18 protein-coding genes are annotated in these 14844 nt (G+C 64.4%); 10 read left to right on the forward strand and 8 right to left on the reverse strand.

Going from position 1 to position 14844, the window contains the following annotated elements:
• Positions 1–21: 21 nt before the first annotated feature.
• Genes ACZZZM_RS17010 through ACZZZM_RS17035 form a run of 6 tightly spaced genes read left to right on the forward strand, consistent with a single transcriptional unit; the run spans position 22 to position 6153 of the window.
• Positions 22–1323: an MFS transporter gene (locus tag ACZZZM_RS17010; RefSeq protein WP_463596257.1), complete on the forward strand. Its 1302-nt coding sequence runs from the start codon at positions 22–24 to the stop codon at positions 1321–1323.
• Complete coding sequence (locus ACZZZM_RS17015) at positions 1320–2228, forward strand: hydroxypyruvate isomerase family protein (protein ID WP_463596258.1); 909 nt, start codon at positions 1320–1322, stop codon at positions 2226–2228. Before ACZZZM_RS17010 ends, ACZZZM_RS17015 begins: the two co-directional genes overlap by 4 nt.
• An 11-nt stretch (positions 2229–2239) precedes the next feature.
• Positions 2240–3061 (forward strand): 3-keto-disaccharide hydrolase, encoded by an 822-nt coding sequence (locus ACZZZM_RS17020; RefSeq protein ID WP_463596259.1) that lies wholly within the window; start codon positions 2240–2242, stop codon positions 3059–3061.
• A complete protein-coding gene (locus tag ACZZZM_RS17025) occupies positions 3058–3618 on the forward strand; it encodes a gluconate 2-dehydrogenase subunit 3 family protein (RefSeq protein WP_463596260.1) in 561 nt (186 codons plus the stop codon). Before ACZZZM_RS17020 ends, ACZZZM_RS17025 begins: the two co-directional genes overlap by 4 nt.
• Positions 3615–4454, forward strand: a complete 840-nt coding sequence (locus ACZZZM_RS17030) for a sugar phosphate isomerase/epimerase family protein (protein ID WP_463596261.1) — start codon at positions 3615–3617, stop codon at positions 4452–4454. Before ACZZZM_RS17025 ends, ACZZZM_RS17030 begins: the two co-directional genes overlap by 4 nt.
• A gap of 22 nt (positions 4455–4476) precedes the next feature.
• Positions 4477–6153 (forward strand): GMC family oxidoreductase, encoded by a 1677-nt coding sequence (locus ACZZZM_RS17035; RefSeq protein WP_463596262.1) that lies wholly within the window; start codon positions 4477–4479, stop codon positions 6151–6153.
• 27 nt (positions 6154–6180) lie between these two features.
• Here ACZZZM_RS17035 and ACZZZM_RS17040 read toward each other — a convergent pair whose 3' ends face one another.
• From ACZZZM_RS17040 to ACZZZM_RS17075, 8 genes are all read right to left on the reverse strand, one after another.
• A complete protein-coding gene (locus ACZZZM_RS17040) occupies positions 6181–7056 on the reverse strand; it encodes a sigma-70 family RNA polymerase sigma factor (RefSeq protein ID WP_463596263.1) in 876 nt (291 codons plus the stop codon).
• Positions 7040–7534, reverse strand: coding sequence for a carboxymuconolactone decarboxylase family protein (locus ACZZZM_RS17045; RefSeq protein WP_463596264.1), 495 nt, complete (start codon positions 7532–7534; stop codon positions 7040–7042). The genes ACZZZM_RS17040 and ACZZZM_RS17045 overlap by 17 nt, the downstream gene beginning before the upstream one ends.
• Positions 7531–8124 carry a glutathione S-transferase C-terminal domain-containing protein gene (locus tag ACZZZM_RS17050; RefSeq protein ID WP_463596265.1) on the reverse strand — a complete coding sequence of 198 codons (594 nt, stop codon included), beginning with the start codon at positions 8122–8124 and terminating at the stop codon, positions 7531–7533. The genes ACZZZM_RS17045 and ACZZZM_RS17050 overlap by 4 nt, the downstream gene beginning before the upstream one ends.
• Positions 8121–8876 carry an SDR family oxidoreductase gene (locus ACZZZM_RS17055; protein WP_463596266.1) on the reverse strand — a complete coding sequence of 252 codons (756 nt, stop codon included), beginning with the start codon at positions 8874–8876 and terminating at the stop codon, positions 8121–8123. The genes ACZZZM_RS17050 and ACZZZM_RS17055 overlap by 4 nt, the downstream gene beginning before the upstream one ends.
• 170 nt (positions 8877–9046) lie before the next feature.
• Entirely contained in the window at positions 9047–9331 is a 285-nt protein-coding gene (locus ACZZZM_RS17060; protein WP_463596267.1) for a winged helix DNA-binding protein, read from the reverse strand.
• 98 nt (positions 9332–9429) lie between these two features.
• A complete protein-coding gene (locus tag ACZZZM_RS17065) occupies positions 9430–9852 on the reverse strand; it encodes a hypothetical protein (protein WP_463596268.1) in 423 nt (140 codons plus the stop codon).
• Positions 9853–9896: 44 nt separating this feature from the next.
• Positions 9897–10244 (reverse strand): hypothetical protein, encoded by a 348-nt coding sequence (locus ACZZZM_RS17070; RefSeq protein WP_463596269.1) that lies wholly within the window; start codon positions 10242–10244, stop codon positions 9897–9899.
• A 49-nt stretch (positions 10245–10293) separates the two neighbouring features.
• Entirely contained in the window at positions 10294–10728 is a 435-nt protein-coding gene (locus tag ACZZZM_RS17075; protein WP_463596270.1) for a LuxR C-terminal-related transcriptional regulator, read from the reverse strand.
• Between the two features lie 198 nt (positions 10729–10926).
• Between ACZZZM_RS17075 and hslV the strand changes: the two genes are divergently transcribed.
• The 4 genes from hslV (at position 10927) to hslU (ending at position 14820) form a co-directional block, all read left to right on the forward strand.
• Positions 10927–11481: an ATP-dependent protease subunit HslV gene (gene hslV, locus ACZZZM_RS17080; protein ID WP_463596271.1), complete on the forward strand. Its 555-nt coding sequence runs from the start codon at positions 10927–10929 to the stop codon at positions 11479–11481.
• Between the two features lie 186 nt (positions 11482–11667).
• Positions 11668–12345, forward strand: a complete 678-nt coding sequence (locus ACZZZM_RS17085) for a glycoside hydrolase family 11 protein (RefSeq protein WP_463596272.1) — start codon at positions 11668–11670, stop codon at positions 12343–12345.
• 38 nt (positions 12346–12383) lie between these two features.
• Positions 12384–13475, forward strand: a complete 1092-nt coding sequence (locus ACZZZM_RS17090) for an FAD-dependent oxidoreductase (RefSeq protein ID WP_463596273.1) — start codon at positions 12384–12386, stop codon at positions 13473–13475.
• 52 nt (positions 13476–13527) lie between these two features.
• Entirely contained in the window at positions 13528–14820 is a 1293-nt protein-coding gene (gene hslU, locus ACZZZM_RS17095) for an ATP-dependent protease ATPase subunit HslU (protein WP_463596274.1), read from the forward strand.
• The last annotated feature ends 24 nt before the right edge of the window (positions 14821–14844 follow it).

Genomic DNA, 14844 nt, shown 5'->3' on the forward strand with positions numbered 1-14844 from the left:
GACAAACGGGGGGGACGCACGATGGGCGAGGCATTCAACAAAAGGCGGCTGTTCTGGCTGGGCATCCTGGCCCTGTTCACCGCGGCAGCGGGCCTCGCCATTCGCGGCGCGATCGCCAGCGGGCTCAAGAGCGAGTGGATCGATCCGATCGCGCCATTGCAGGCGGGCGAATTGCTCGCCGCGGCCCTCGGCGCCGCATTCCTCAGCTTTGCCATCACGCTCTTCATCGCCAGTGCTTTGCTCGATCAGATCGGCATGAAGCGATGCCTGGTCGGCGCCGGTCTGTGCTTCTTCTTCGGCCCCCTGCTGATCGTCACCGCGGGCAATCTCGCGACCGGGATGTCGGTCTACACGATCGTCTGGCTCGGCATGTTGCTCAGCGGGATCGGCTGGGGGCTGACCGAAGCGGCGATCAATCCGCTGACTGCGCAACTCTATCCCGAAGACACCACGCACCGCCTCAACGTGCTCCACGCCTGGTTTCCCGGCGGCATCATCATCGGGGGGCTCGCCGGCTTCTTCCTCTCGGCGACCCTACCGTGGCAGGGCATCATGGCGCTGGTGATGATCCCCGCGGCCGCGACCATATTGATCGCCGCGACCACCAAATTTCCACCGCCGCTGCGCAGCGAGAGCGGCGTGAGCTTCGGCGAGATGGTCGGCGAAGTGTTTCGCCGGCCGAGCTTCTTCATCTGGTTCGGAGCGATGTTCCTGACTGCCGCATCCGAGCTCGCGCCGGGCCAGTGGATCGATGTTGCGCTTTCGAACCGCGTCGGCATGCGCGGCATCCTGCTGCTGGTTTATGTCAACGCTTTGATGTTCGTGTTCCGCCATTTCGCGGGGCGGCTGGCCAACCGAATCTCCAACCCCGGGCTGCTTTGGGTATCGAGCCTGCTTGCCGCAATCGGGCTGTTCATGCTGTCGCAGGCCCAGACGCCGGTGGCGGCAGTCATCGCCGCCACGGTCTGGGGCCTGGGCGTGTGCGTGATGTGGCCGACGATGCTCGCCTCGGTCGCCGAGCGCTATCCGCGCGGCGGATCCTGGGCGATGGGGCTCGTCGGCTCGGCGGGCGCGCTCGCCAGCTTCTTCGTCCTGCCGCTGCTGGGAGGCATGTTCGACAAGGCCAAGGTCGAATTCGCGGGCGGGCCAGAGGCGTTCGCGGCGTTGACCGGCGCAGCCAAGCTCGCTGTCGAGGATGCGGCGGCTTCGGTGTCGTTCCAGAAGCTGGCGATCCTGCCGGTCGTCCTGCTCGCGGTGTTCGGATTCATCTGGCTGCGCGAGCGCGGCAAATCGCGCGCGGCACTGGCGGGCGAAGCAGCATGAAGCTGAGCCGGCGTTCCCTGGTGACGGCGGGCGTTATCGGTGCCGGGGTGGCAGCGGTCGGAAGCGCTACGCCGTTGCAGAACGCCGCGCGCTTCTCGCTGGGCTATGCGCCGCACGAAGGCAGCTTCAAGAGCCACGGCAATCGGATCGAGCAGATCGCCTTTGCCGCCGATCAGGGCTTCACTGCCTGGGAGGATAATGAGGCGGCAGGACGCAGCGTCGCCGAGCAGAATGCCATGGCCAAGGCGCTCCAGCAGCGCAGCATGACGATGGGCGTGTTCGTCGCGAGCATGCCGCGATGGGGCGAGATGCGGCCGGTGCTTGGCGGCAATGACGGCGCCGACCGCGAGGCGTTCCTCGCCGATATCCGGGCATCGGTGGATGTGGCCAAGCGGCTGAACGCGAAATGGATGACAGTCGTCCCCGGCTTTCTCGACCGCAAGCTGCCGATCGAGATCCAGACCGGCCGGATCGTCGACACGATGCGCCGCGCGGCGGATATCGTCGCGCCGCACGGCCTGGTGATGGTGATGGAGCCGCTCAACACTTTGGTCGATCACCCGGGCGTGTTCCTGCAGACGGTTCCGCAGGGATTCGCCGTCGCGAAGGGCGTGAACAGTCCGGCAGTGAAAATACTCGCTGACCTCTATCACCAGCAGATCCAGGCGGGGCATCTGATCAAGACGCTGGAGAGCTGCTGGGACGAAGTGGCCTATATCCAGTTTGGCGACAATCCGGGGCGCAAGGAGCCGGGCACCGGCGAAATCAACTATCGCAATGTGGTGCGCTGGCTGCGCGCGAAGCAATTCGCCGGCGTGATCGGCATGGAACACGGCAATTCAATCGAGGGGCGCGCGGGCGAAGAGGCGCTGGTCGCCGCCTATCGCGCGATCGACGCGGCATGAGGGGGATGCAAGTGAAACGGATCGCATGGGGCGTCGCCATCGCCGGCGTGCTGACAGGAAGTCCTGCCTGCTCGCAGGAGGCTCCGGGTTTCCGCGACACGCCGATGCTGCCTGGCGGCAAGTGGCGGGTGCACGATGCCGATCGGCCGCAACCGGTAGTGGTCACGCCGGGCGCAGTGCCCGGCGCCGCGCCATCGGATGCGGTAATGCTCTTCGACGGCAAGTCGCTCGATGCGTGGCAGGCGACCGGGGTGGCGTGGACGCTCAAGGATGGCGTGCTGACCGTGCCGCCGCGCGTGGGCGGCAAGGACAGTACGCTCGTCACCAAGGCGAGCTTCGGCGACGTCCAGCTCCATCTCGAATTCCGCTCGCCGACGCCGCCGACCAGGACTTCGCAGGACCGTGGCAATAGCGGCATCTGGTTCATGCAGCGCTACGAGATCCAGATCCTCGATGGCTATCAGAACCCGACCTATGCCGATGGCACGGTCGGCGCGATTTATGGCTGGAAGCCGCCGCTGGCGAACGCCTCGCGACCTCCCGGCGAATGGCAGAGCTATGACGTGATCTTCGAGCGGCCGCGTTTCGCGGCCGACGGCAAGTTGCTCCGTCCGGCCTATGTCACTGCCTTGCTCAATGGCGTGCTGGTACAGAACCGCCAGCCCTGGCTGGGCAGCACGGTGTGGCGCAAGGCCGCGAACTATGAGGCGCATGGCGATGCCGCGCCGATCCAGCTGCAGGACCATGATTCGCCAGTGTCCTTCCGCAACATCTGGGTGCGCCCACTGCCCGAAGCAGCGGCGAGCCACGATTTTCAGGGTGAAGTGAAATGAGCCTAGACCGCAGAGACGCGCTGGCCGGAATGGCCGCGATGTTCGGCGCCGCCCTGTTCGCACCGATCGCCCGCGCATCGGCGGCGGGGGCCGGCGGGATCCAGGATGGCCCGCCCAGCACGCCGCTGTTCACTGACGAGCAACGGGCGCTGGTCTCGGCGCTCAGCGAGCGGGTGATGCCGACCACCGATACGCCCGGCGCGATCGCCGCGGGCGTGCCCGCCTTTATCGAGAAGATGCTCGCCGACTGGGCCTCGCCCGACGAGCGCAAGCCGATCCTGGCTGGGTTGGAAGCGATCGAAGTGCGCTGCCAGGCCGATTACGCGCTGGCCGCGGCAAAGGCCGCGCCCGAGCAGCATGACGCGCTGCTGACGCTGGCGATGAACAATGCCCTGCCCGGCGGGGCGGAGTTCTTCGACAAGTTCCGCCAGCTCGTCGTCACCGGCTATTTCACTTCCGAGATCGGCATCACTCAGGAACGCGAATATCTCCCCGTGCCCGGCCGATACGATGGCGCCTTCGCGTACACCCCAGGCAACAAGGTCTATTCGTCATGATGATCAGCAGGCGGCAATGGATGGCGGGCGGCGCGGCGCTGGCGACGACTCTCGCGGCGGGGCCTTTGGCGGCGCGAAGCCTCAAGGCGAAGCCGATCGGGCTCCAGCTCTATACCTTGCGCGACATCTTCGCCGCCGATCCGATGGGCACGCTCGGGAAGGTCGCGGCGATCGGCTATCGCGAAATCGAGTTCGGCGGCGGCGGCTATGACAAGATGGATCATGCCGCGCTGCGCAAGACGATGGACCGGCTGGGGCTGCGCTGTCCCTCGCTGCATATCGGCTATGAGGCCCTCGGCGGCGATTTTGACGGCGCGGTCAAGATGGCGAAGACGCTGGGCGCCGACACCGTGGTGCTGCCCTGGATGGTCCCGCAGCTCCGCAACGGCGAGAGCTGGAAGGTGGCGGTGGCCAATTTCAACTTATGGGCGCGCAAGCTCAAGGCATCCGGGCTCGGCTTCGCCTATCACAACCATGATTTCGAATTCACCGTGAAGTCGGAAGGGCGCAGCCTGTTCGACATGCTGGTCGCCGATGCAGATCCGGCGCTGGTCAAGATCGAGCTGGATCTGTTCTGGGCAGTCGCCGCGGGCGAGGATCCCAAGGCAATTATCAAGCGGCTGCCGGGGCGGATATATTCCTATCATGTCAAGGACCGCACCGCGGACGGCAAGATGGCCAGCGTCGGCGCCGGCACCGTGGATTTCGCCAGCATCTTTACGCTCAACAAGCTTGCGGGCGTGAAGCATTTCTATGTCGAGAACGATCAGGCGCCGGCGCCGTATCTGCCCGACATTCAGGCGAGCTTCGCGGCACTGAGCCAGCTCCGCGCGTAACCAGAATTCGGGGGGAATTGTAATGGCGGACCAATTCGATGCGATCGTCATCGGCTCAGGCGTGAGCGGCGGATGGGCGGCGAAGGAACTCACCGAAAAGGGCCTCAAGGTCCTGATGCTCGATCGCGGCGTGATGGTCGAGCATGGCGAGAATTACGATTATGACGGCAAGCCGGCTTACGAGATCCCCAGCCGCGACATCATGCCGAAGTCGTTGATCGAGAAAGACTATTTCATCGCCAAATATGGTTATGTCTCGCCGTCCAACCAGAAATATTACAATAACGACCGGCTCAATCCCTATGCTTATGGCGAAGGCGAGAAATTCTACTGGATCCGCCCCGGTGCGGTCGGCGGCAAGTCGCTGATCTGGGGGCGGTGGAGCTTTCGCTGGGCGCCCGAAGATTTCGCGGCCAACAAGCGCGAAGGTGTCGATGGCGAATGGCCGATCGGCTATGACGACCTCGCGCCATGGTATGACTATGTCGAGAACTATATCGGCGTCTCGGGGTCGCGCGAGAATCTGCCGCATTTGCCCGACAGCCAGTTCCAGCCGCCGATGCAGATGAACGTGGCGGAGAAGTGGCTCAAGGAACGGCTCGAGGCGACCTCGCCGGGGCGCAAGCTAATCAATGCCCGCCTGTCCAACATCACCGAGGACAAGCCCGATCAGGGCCGCAGCAAATGCCAGTTCCGCAACCAATGCGGCCGCGGCTGTTCGTTCGGCGCCTATTTCTCGACCCAGGCGGTCACGCTGCCCGCCGCGCGCGCCACCGGCAAGCTGACGCTGCGGCCGGATTCGGTGGTCACCGGGCTCGAATATGACGCGGCGAAGAAGCGCGTCACCGGGGTTCGCGTCGTCGATGCCAAGACCAAGGCGGCCGAAACCATCCCGGCGCGCCTGGTGTTCCTCTGCGCGTCGGCAATGGCATCGACCCAGATCCTGATGAACTCGCGAATTCCGGGAACCGCCAAGAGCCATTTCAACACCAGCGGCACGCTCGGCGGCTATGTGATGGATCATATCTTCCGCGTCGGCATCTGGGGCGAGATCCCGGGGATGACCGATCTCATCGAATATGGCCGGCGGCCCGGCGGGGTCTATATCCCGCGCTTCCGCAATGTCGGCGGCGAAGAGGGCGTCGGCTTCCGCCGCGGCTATGGCTATCAGGGTACCGCACGGCGCGATCCGGCCGCCCCCAAGGGCTTTGGCGCATCGATGAAGCAGGGCATGCGCGATTATTCGCCGTGGCGGTTCGGCATGGGCGCATTCGGCGAATGCCTGCCATACGAAGACAATCGCGTCAGCCTCCACGCCGACAAGGTTGATCGCTTCGGCATGCCCCTGATGCGCTTCGACGTCACCTTCCGCGACAACGAGCTCAAGATGATGGCCGATGCCCGCACCGAGGGCGAAAAGATGCTGCGTGCGGCCGGCATGCTCAACGTGATGAGCGAACGCCGCGAGCATGTTCCCGGCGACGCCATCCACGAAATGGGCGGGGCGCGGATGGGTGCAGACCCGCGGCGCTCGGTGCTCAACCAATGGAGCCAGGCGCATGACGCCGCCAATCTGTTCGTCACCGATGGCGCACAGATGGCGTCGGTTTCCTGCGTCAATCCGTCTTTGACCTTCATGGCCCTGACGGCGCGCGCCGCGGATCATGCGGTCAAGCAACTCAAGGCTGGCGTGATTTAGGGAAGGGACGCGCGACAGCGGGCACCCTCAGTTCAATAGGCCCTCGGTGCCACCGATATGCTGCAGTTTGTCAGGATTGCGGATCTTGTAGACCGCGCGGATCTTCCCGCGCTCGATCTCGAATGCGGTGGTCTGCAACGTGCCGTTATACAGGCTGACATAGCCCGGAAGCCCATCGATCCAGACCGTGCGAATGAGCGCTTCGGCATCGCCATATTTCTTGAGCAGCCCCGAATAGAGCCGCAGCGCCTTGTCGATGCCGACGATCGGGTTGGGAAACGCGTGGACCTTGCCACCCCCGTCCGACACGATCTTCACGCCCTCGGCGAGAATGGCCTTGAGCCCATCGACATCGCCGTTTCGCGTCGAATCGAAGAACGCCATCGCGATCCGCTCGCCTTCCTCGCGGGCCATTGGGTAGCGGGGCTTGTCGCTTTGCACATTGCGCCGCGCACGCGAAGCCAATTGCCTGACGGCGGCGACATCGCGGTTCAGCGTCGCCGCGATTTCGTCCATCGGCGTATCGAATACGTCGTGCAGCAGGAATGCCGCACGCTCCAGCGGCGATAGCCGCTCCAGCGCAAGCATCAGGGTCAGGGTCAAATTGTCGGCCCGCAGCGCATCGTCCTGCTCCGTCAGCGGATCGGGCAGCCAGTTGCCGATATAGGTTTCGCGGCGGACCCGCGCCGACTTCATCGCGTCGAGGCACAGCCGCGTCACGATCCGGCTCAGAAAGGCCGGCGGGTTCTGCACCCCCGACCGCTCGTCCTGCTGCCAGCGCAGCCATGCATCCTGCACCACATCCTGCGCCTCGGTGACCGAGCTCAGCATCCGATAAGCGAGGCGCAGTAACCGCGGCCGCTGCGCCTCGAAAATGTCGGGCGCTTCAGGCTGCGTGGTCATGAATTTCCTCGACCGGATGGACGGCGCGCAGACCGACCTGCAGGCGGTTCCACAAATTGATCGTCCCGATTGCCAAGGTTAGATTGACTCGCTCCACCTCGTCAAAGACCGCTTCGACCAGCGCATAATCCTCATCCGGCGCACCGGTGCGGGCAACGTGGGTCAAGGCTTCCGTCCATGCCAGAGCTGCCCGCTCGCGCGCCGAATAAAGCGACGATTCGCGCCATGCATCGAGCAGATAGATGCGCATTTCGGTTTCGCCATCGGCCCTCGCGGATGTGGCATGCATATGAATGCAGAAGGCGCAGCCGTTGATCTGCGAAGCGCGAAGCTTCACCAGATGCAGCAGCGGCTGCTCAAAGCCGGCGGCAATTGCCGCCTCGACGGCGTACATGGCCTTGATGGCGGCAGCGGCCTTTGCGAACGGGTCGTCTATGCGGGGTATCATGTGGGTCTCCAGCGGATGCTTATCGGTCAAAGCAGGCCTTCGGCACGCAGCGCGGCTTGGACGGCGGGGCGCTCGCGCATCGCGCTGCGCAGTCGCGCCATCGGATCAGGCACCTCGACTTGAAATCGCTCGGCCCAGAGCAGCATCACGAACAGATAAAAATCGGCGACCGTCGGCTGGTCGCCAAACAGGAAAATGCCGCGCATGCCTTGGGCCAGGAGCGCCAACAGGCCCGTAACCGTCTCTCCGGCCCGCGCCCGCTCGCCTGCCGATCCGCCGTGCCACATCGGCTTGAAGGCGCGATGCACTTCGGTCGAGATGAACGCCAGCGCCTCGACCAGCCGCGTTCGACCAAGGGGTCCAGTCGGCGCCAGCTGCGGATGAAGCGTCGCTAGATGATCGAGCACCGCGATATTCTCGGTCAGCATCTCGCCGTCGGCGAGGATCAACGCGGGAACATAGCCCTTGGCCGTGATCGTCCGGAAATCCGCGCCGTGTTCGGTAAGGTGCGTACGGATATCGACGCGTTCGACGTCGAACGGCACGCCGATCTCATGGAGCGCGATATGATCGGCCAGGCTGCAGGCGATCGGGGCATAATAGAGCTTCATCCGGCTCATATGCGCAGCTCCCCGCGGTCGAGAAATGTCTGGAAGCTGGTGCTTCCCAGCCGCGCTCGATGATCGGGAACCAGCGAATGTTCTTCGAGTATCACGCCGAAATAGGCCGATGCCGGATCGGACACGACGACCCGCGGATCATGGGCAGCGGCGAGGAATTGCGCCACCATCTGATCGAGCGGTTGGCGATCCGGCCCGGCGATCTCCACCAGGCCATTGGCGGGCACGCCGAGGGCGATATCGGCAACGGCAATCGCGACATCGTCGGACGAGATCGGCTGGATCAGCGCCGGTGACAGGCGAACCTCATCACCTGCGGTCGCTCCATTCGCGATCGCCCCCATGAACTCGAAGAACTGGGTCGAGTGGATGATCGTGTAGGGGATGCCGGAGGCCGCGATCATATCCTCCTGCGCCTGCTTGGCACGGAAATAGCCGCTCGCTTGCAGTTTCGCCGTGCCGACTACCGACAGCGCGAGATGATGGCGCACCCCTGCCTTCTTTTCTGCAGCAAGCAGGTTGCGCCCCGAAACCTGGAAGAACTCCATCGCCGCGGCGTCTTCGAAGGAGGGCGAGTTGGCGAGGTCGATGACGACCGAGGCCTGTTCCAATACTCGATCGAGTCCCGCACCCGTGACCGTATCGACGCCAGTCGATGGCGCCGCAGCGATTGCCTCGTGGCCGAGCGCGATCAACCGCGCGACAGTCTTGGAACCGATCAGCCCGGTTCCGCCAATTACAACGATCTTCATGTTCGTGGTCCTTTGAGACTTCACGAGCATGACGAGGCGTGTCGCGAATATGTGACATCCGCTGGCGCATTTAATTTATAGAAGATGGCCCACGCGCCGCCGCTGCCGCCGGCGACACCCGAGCCCTGTCCCGCGAGCGGCCGGACGGCAGTCCGTCCGGCCTTGCTCCCTCAGTTCGCGAGCAGCGATTCGAGCGATGCTGCGCCCTTGTCGGTCAGATAGACCACGGTGCTGCGCCGGTCCGCGGGATGCGAGCGGCGCGCGACATAGCCGCGGTCCTCCAGCGTGCCCAGATGCCGCTTGGCAGTGGTGCTCGGCGCGCCGCTGCCGATACAGGCGGAAGTCACGCTGACGGCGTGGCCCTCGGCCTTGCGAACATACAGGTCGAGCAGCATTTCCCAGGTGGGATCGCCACAATCGAGCCCCGGCATCACCTCGCGGCGCCGGCGCAGCACGCTGAGAAGCTGCGAGGCCTTGGCGACCGCGCGGTCCTGCCCGCTCCGCGTACTGCCTTCGCTGAGCGAAGTCTCGCGCGGGACCGTGAGCGTCTGGATCAGCTCCGGACGGTCGGCTTGTGAAAAGTGCCGATCGCAAGAGCAATGAGGATGGGGAATGCCCAAAAGGGTTGCACCGAGCCGTAGGCTTCCGCCAACGTCGATGGCTGAAGGATCCGCACTACATGCGTGAAGGTCCCTACTAAGTGCGCTGCTGCTGCCCATAACGGCCAAAATCTCCGGCTGCGCCGTACGATCAGCAAGAGGAAGACGAGATAGAGCGCGTCCACTGCCATCACCGCATATTGCGGTTCGCGCCAGCGTGCATTCTGGATGGCCGCGACCGCCCAGGATGCGGCCGCCGCAGCGATAAAGCCCGCTGCGACGGCACGCTCGTCTCGCCCGCCCCAGATCAGCGCAGCCACGCAGATCCCGAGTACGGCGAACAAGTAAAATATGAAGGCTGCGGCGAGCATGGTCATATGATCAGCCCACCACGGCGAACCTTCCCGGTCAATGCGCTAGCTCAGGCGGCAACAACCGCGAGGGCCGGCTTGTCCTCCTTGGCGGCACGGAACTTGTCCGGCGTGCAGCCGAGCATGTCGCCGCGCAGGCCATTGGCATCGCGCAGGATCGCCAGCGCCTGGTGGCATGCCACGAAATTATCGCGGGCGTCGCGCAGCGCGGTCAGTCCTTCCACTGCCTTGGCAACGGCCGTCGAGGTGTTCTCGGCGGCAGTGCCGGTGCGCAGGCGGCCGTCGCAGATCGCGATGAGCAAATTGGCGCCGGCGATCAGCGACTGATCGATCGAAGCTTCCGAAGTGCCGAGGTTGGTCGCGATGGCGCGGCCGGCTTTCACCTTGTCGTTCAGCATGACATTCTCCCGTGCCGCGGCACGAGGCGCGGCAAATCCGTGTTGCGGTTCAGGAGCGGCTGATGGCTGAGCTGAAAACACCGAAGGCGATGAAATAGAGCGCCGCGACGGCCATCATGCAGACAGCCAGGCCGACAACGGCAATCAATTTCCCCCCGAAGCTCAGATCATTCTCTGGCCTTCCCGGCGTCGGAAACGGCCATGGCAGCCCCGACACGCCGGAATGAGAGTACGAAAGTCCGTCCGGTACGACCCCGAATTGTTCGTATGCGAAGGATTCCGCGGAAGCGGCACGTTCGGATTCGACGAGTTCGCGCGCCGCGGCCATGTAGGAAGGCGCGTCGAGCTTGTCCTTGGCTGAGCCCAGCCGCTGATAAACCGTATGGTGGGAAACCTGCAGGCGCTGCGCCACCGCCTTGGCGGAATTCAGGTCGTTATAGAGCCGAAGCGCATCGCGCTCGCGGTCGGTCAGCCGCTCGATCATTGCGAAGCTGCACAATCGTGAATGCGGGCGATGCCACAGGTCCGCACCTTAAAATACATTGGTGTCGGTTCGGACGAATCTTGCGCCATTCCGGCACGTATATGCCTGACAGAGCCCGAGAACAACGCACTGTTGTATCCAGCTGACACAGAATGGGCCGATTTGCACCCAGCGCCTGCCCTCCCCATATCGCTGGGCATGAGCGGACAAAGCAACGCGTGGCACGGCACGACCATTCTCTCCGTGCGCAAATCGGGAAAAGTAGTGATCGCCGGAGACGGCCAGGTCTCGGCGGGCAATACGGTGATGAAGCCCAATGCCCGCAAGGTCCGGCCGCTGGGCGACGGAAAGGTCATCGCCGGATTCGCCGGCGCGACCGCCGATGCCTTCACGCTTTTCGAGCGGCTCGAATCGAAGCTCGAGCGCCATCAGGGCCAGCTTCTCCGCGCCGCGGTCGAGCTCGCCAAGGACTGGCGCACCGACAAATATCTCCGCAACCTCGAGGCGATGCTGATCGTCGCCGACAAGGATGTGACCTTGGTGGTCACCGGCAATGGCGACGTGCTCGAGCCCGAAGGCGGCGTCGCGGCAATCGGATCGGGTGGCAATTTCGCCCTCGCCGCCGCCCGCGCGCTGGTCGATTACGAATCGGATGCCGAGACGCTGGCCCGCAAGGCCATGGGGATCGCCGCCGAACTCTGCGTCTTCACCAACGATCGCCTTACGGTCGAAGTGATGGATTCGGCGACTTAAGTCGCTATCCATTCAGTACCTACTCGTCATCCCGCGAACGCGGGCCCCCAGAGCCCCAAAGGACATCGCTTTGCGACCCTGGGTCCCCGCTTTCGCGGGGATAACGGTTGAGGTCATGATATCCGTACTCCTGCTCCTTCTCGCCGCCCACGCGACAAACGAGCGCGTCAACGATAGAATAGAGTCATGATTGCTCCCCGCGTCTTGGCGCTTATCATCACCGCAGCCCTGCTCCCCGCCTCCGGCGCTCCGGACCGCGAGATCTGCACCAACCAGACCGGGTCGCATGGCGGCTTCTTCTTCACCTTCTGGAAAAGCAGCGGCGCGGCTTGCATGGCGCTGGGCGCCAAGGGCCATTATGCGAGCAGCTATCGCCTGTCCGAACGCGAGAATCTTGTGCTGGGCAAGGGCTGGCGCACAGGGTCTGCCAACCGCACGATCGGTTATCGCGCGGACCGGTTCGATGCCGGATCGAACAGCTATCTCACGCTCTATGGCTGGTCGGTGGATCCGCTGGTCGAATATTATGTCGTCGATAATTGGGGCGCTAATTTCAAGCCCCCCGGCCCTGCCGCGCGCCTGCTCGGAACGGTCACCAGCGACGGCGGCACCTACAATATCTACCGCACCCGGCGCGTCCAGCAGCCCTCGATCCGCGGGACTGCGACCTTCGATCAGTTTTGGAGCGTCCGCACTTCGCGGCGGCCGACCGGCACGAACAGCCGCATCACCTTCGCCAATCATGTCGCCGCGTGGCGCGAGCACGGCATGACGCTTGGCACGATGGATTATCAGGTGATGGCCACCGAAGGCTTTGGCAGCGGCGGCGCCTCGGCGGTGACGGTGTGGGAGCAGCGCGACTAGCGCTTGCAAGCCAAAGGCAGCCCGGTACGTTCCAAGACATGCATCGCCGCCAGCTCCTAGCCGCCGCCCCGCTCCTCCTCCCCGCCTGTACGCCGCCGCGCCCGCGCACTGCCAGGGCGAACATCGTCTGCCTGCCGCGCGTCAACGTCCATCCCAGCCGCGTCATCCGCACCGTCGCCGGCCTGCGCCCCTATCGCGCCTCCGGCTTCGTTGTCCGCGCCGAGCAACTGGGCACCAAGAAGCTCGTCCATAATTATGGCCATGGCGGCGCGGGCATCACGCTCAGCTGGGGCACTTCGCGCCTCGCCGCCGATCTCGGCCTGCCTGGGCATAGCGGCCCGGTTGCAATCCTCGGCGCTGGCATCATGGGGCTCACCACCGCACGGCTCTGCCAGGAAGCCGGCTTCCAGGTCACACTCTACACCAAGGCACTCCCGCCCCACACCACGTCGAACATCGCCGGCGGCCAATGGGAGCCGTTCGGCCATTTCGACGAGGACGCCGTCACCCCCGAATGGCGCGAGCAATTCGCTCGCGCGCTCGATTATTCGTGGCGCCGCTTCCAGATCATGGTCGGCGACGATTACGGCATCCGCTGGGTCTCGACCTATCAGCAATCGAACCGCGATTTGTCCAAGCCCTTCCGGCTCTCGCGCTACATGCCGGGGCTACACGCGGTCCCGAAGGCCGAGCACCCCTTTCCCGTCGACAGCCAGATCATCAATTTCGACACGATGTATGCCGAGACCGGCCGGCTGTTGCGCAAGCTCGAACAGGATGTGCTGATCGCGGGCGGCAGAATCGTGATCCGCGACTTCGCCACCCCCGCTGATATCGCCGCGCTCCCCGAAAGCCTCGTTTTCAACTGCACAGGCCTCGGCGCGGGCGCATTGTTCGGCGATACCGGCATGCTGCCGATACGCGGTCAGCTCGCGATCCTGCTCCCCCAACCCGAGATCCGCTACGCCTTCAATGGCCGCATGGGTTACATGTTTCCCCGCCCCGACGGCATCCTCTGCGGAGGCACCTTCGAACGCGGCGAAACCCTGGCCGAGCCGCAAGACGCAGACATCGACCGCATCCTCGCCAACCACACTGCGTTCAACGCCGGCTTCCGCTGCACCGCTTGAAGCCGGGCGCCCGCGCCCCACATCGGGTCCGATACGAACCAATCGGAACCCCATGAACGACCAGCTCACCCCCAAGGCGATCGTCGCCGCTCTCGACTCGCACATTATCGGCCAGAAGGACGCCAAGAAGGCAGTGGCGGTGGCGCTGCGCAATCGCTGGCGCCGCCAGCGGCTCGGCGCCGATCTGCGCGACGAAGTCACGCCCAAAAACATTTTGATGATCGGGCCGACCGGCTGCGGCAAGACCGAGATTAGCCGCCGCCTGGCCAAGCTCGCCGACGCCCCCTTCGTCAAGGTCGAGGCTACCAAGTTCACCGAAGTCGGCTATGTAGGCCGCGACGTCGAGCAGATCGCCCGTGATTTGGTCGAGGAAGCGATCCGGCTCGAAAAGGAGCGCCGCCGCATCTCGGTCAAGGACAAGGCCGAGGAAGCCGCGATGGGCCGCCTGCTCGATGCCCTCACCGGCAAGGACGCCAGCACCGCCACCCGCGAAGCCTTCCGCCAGCGCTTCCATGACGGCGTGCTCGACAATACCGAGATCGAAATCGAAATCGAGCAGGCCCAGGCCATGCCCTTCGATATCCCCGGCGCCGCGCCGCAGATGATCAATCTCGGCGAGATGATGAAGGGCCTCACCGGGTCGCCGCTCAAGCGCCGCAAGCTCAACGTGCGTAGCGCATGGGAAAAGCTGGTGGAGGAGGAAGCCGACAAGCGCCTCGACCAGGACGAAGTCAGCCGCCAGGCGCTGGCCGACGCCGAAGCCAACGGCATCGTCTTCCTCGACGAGATCGACAAGATCGCAGTCAGCGACGTGCGCGGCGGCTCGGTCAGCCGCGAAGGCGTCCAGCGCGACCTGCTGCCGCTGATCGAAGGCACCACTGTCGCCACGAAGTACGGCCCGATGAAGACCGATCACATCCTCTTCATCGCCAGCGGTGCCTTCCACGTCGCCAAGCCCAGCGATTTGCTCCCCGAGCTCCAGGGCCGCCTGCCGATCCGCGTCGAGCTGCAGGCACTGACCGAGGAGGATTTCGTCGCGATCCTCTCGGACACCAAGGCGAGCCTGGTTCAGCAATATGCCGCATTGCTCGGCACCGAAGGCGTGACGATCGACTTCACGCCGGAGGGCATCCGCGCGGTCGCGAAGATCGCGGCGGAAGTGAACAGCGAAGTCGAGAATATCGGTGCGCGCCGGTTGCAGACGGTGATGGAAAAGCTGCTCGAGGAAATCAGCTTCGAAGCCGAGGACCGCTCGGGGACCACCATCACCATCGACGCCGCCTATGTCGACGCCCAACTATCCGCGATCGCCCGCAACAGCGATCTCAGCAGATACGTCCTCTAACCCCCTTTTCCTCCCCCGCTGCGC

The organism is Sphingomonas sp. AC522, from assembly GCF_979258125.1.

What these genes read in the sequence shown, in the direction of transcription:
- ACZZZM_RS17065 (WP_463596268.1), bottom strand. Translation starts at nt 9,852, where the DNA reads ATGACCATGCTCGCCGCAGCCTTCATATTTTACTTGTTCGCCGTACTC.
- ACZZZM_RS17055 (WP_463596266.1), bottom strand. Translation starts at nt 8,876, where the DNA reads ATGAAGATCGTTGTAATTGGCGGAACCGGGCTGATCGGTTCCAAGACT.
- ACZZZM_RS17035 (WP_463596262.1), top strand. Translation starts at nt 4,477, where the DNA reads ATGGCGGACCAATTCGATGCGATCGTCATCGGCTCAGGCGTGAGCGGC.
- ACZZZM_RS17090 (WP_463596273.1), top strand. Translation starts at nt 12,384, where the DNA reads ATGCATCGCCGCCAGCTCCTAGCCGCCGCCCCGCTCCTCCTCCCCGCC.
- ACZZZM_RS17085 (WP_463596272.1), top strand. Translation starts at nt 11,668, where the DNA reads ATGATTGCTCCCCGCGTCTTGGCGCTTATCATCACCGCAGCCCTGCTC.
- ACZZZM_RS17010 (WP_463596257.1), top strand. Translation starts at nt 22, where the DNA reads ATGGGCGAGGCATTCAACAAAAGGCGGCTGTTCTGGCTGGGCATCCTG.
- ACZZZM_RS17050 (WP_463596265.1), bottom strand. Translation starts at nt 8,124, where the DNA reads ATGAGCCGGATGAAGCTCTATTATGCCCCGATCGCCTGCAGCCTGGCC.
- ACZZZM_RS17040 (WP_463596263.1), bottom strand. Translation starts at nt 7,056, where the DNA reads ATGACCACGCAGCCTGAAGCGCCCGACATTTTCGAGGCGCAGCGGCCG.
- ACZZZM_RS17075 (WP_463596270.1), bottom strand. Translation starts at nt 10,728, where the DNA reads ATGATCGAGCGGCTGACCGACCGCGAGCGCGATGCGCTTCGGCTCTAT.
- hslV (WP_463596271.1), top strand. Translation starts at nt 10,927, where the DNA reads ATGAGCGGACAAAGCAACGCGTGGCACGGCACGACCATTCTCTCCGTG.
- ACZZZM_RS17030 (WP_463596261.1), top strand. Translation starts at nt 3,615, where the DNA reads ATGATGATCAGCAGGCGGCAATGGATGGCGGGCGGCGCGGCGCTGGCG.
- ACZZZM_RS17025 (WP_463596260.1), top strand. Translation starts at nt 3,058, where the DNA reads ATGAGCCTAGACCGCAGAGACGCGCTGGCCGGAATGGCCGCGATGTTC.
- ACZZZM_RS17015 (WP_463596258.1), top strand. Translation starts at nt 1,320, where the DNA reads ATGAAGCTGAGCCGGCGTTCCCTGGTGACGGCGGGCGTTATCGGTGCC.
- ACZZZM_RS17070 (WP_463596269.1), bottom strand. Translation starts at nt 10,244, where the DNA reads ATGCTGAACGACAAGGTGAAAGCCGGCCGCGCCATCGCGACCAACCTC.
- hslU (WP_463596274.1), top strand. Translation starts at nt 13,528, where the DNA reads ATGAACGACCAGCTCACCCCCAAGGCGATCGTCGCCGCTCTCGACTCG.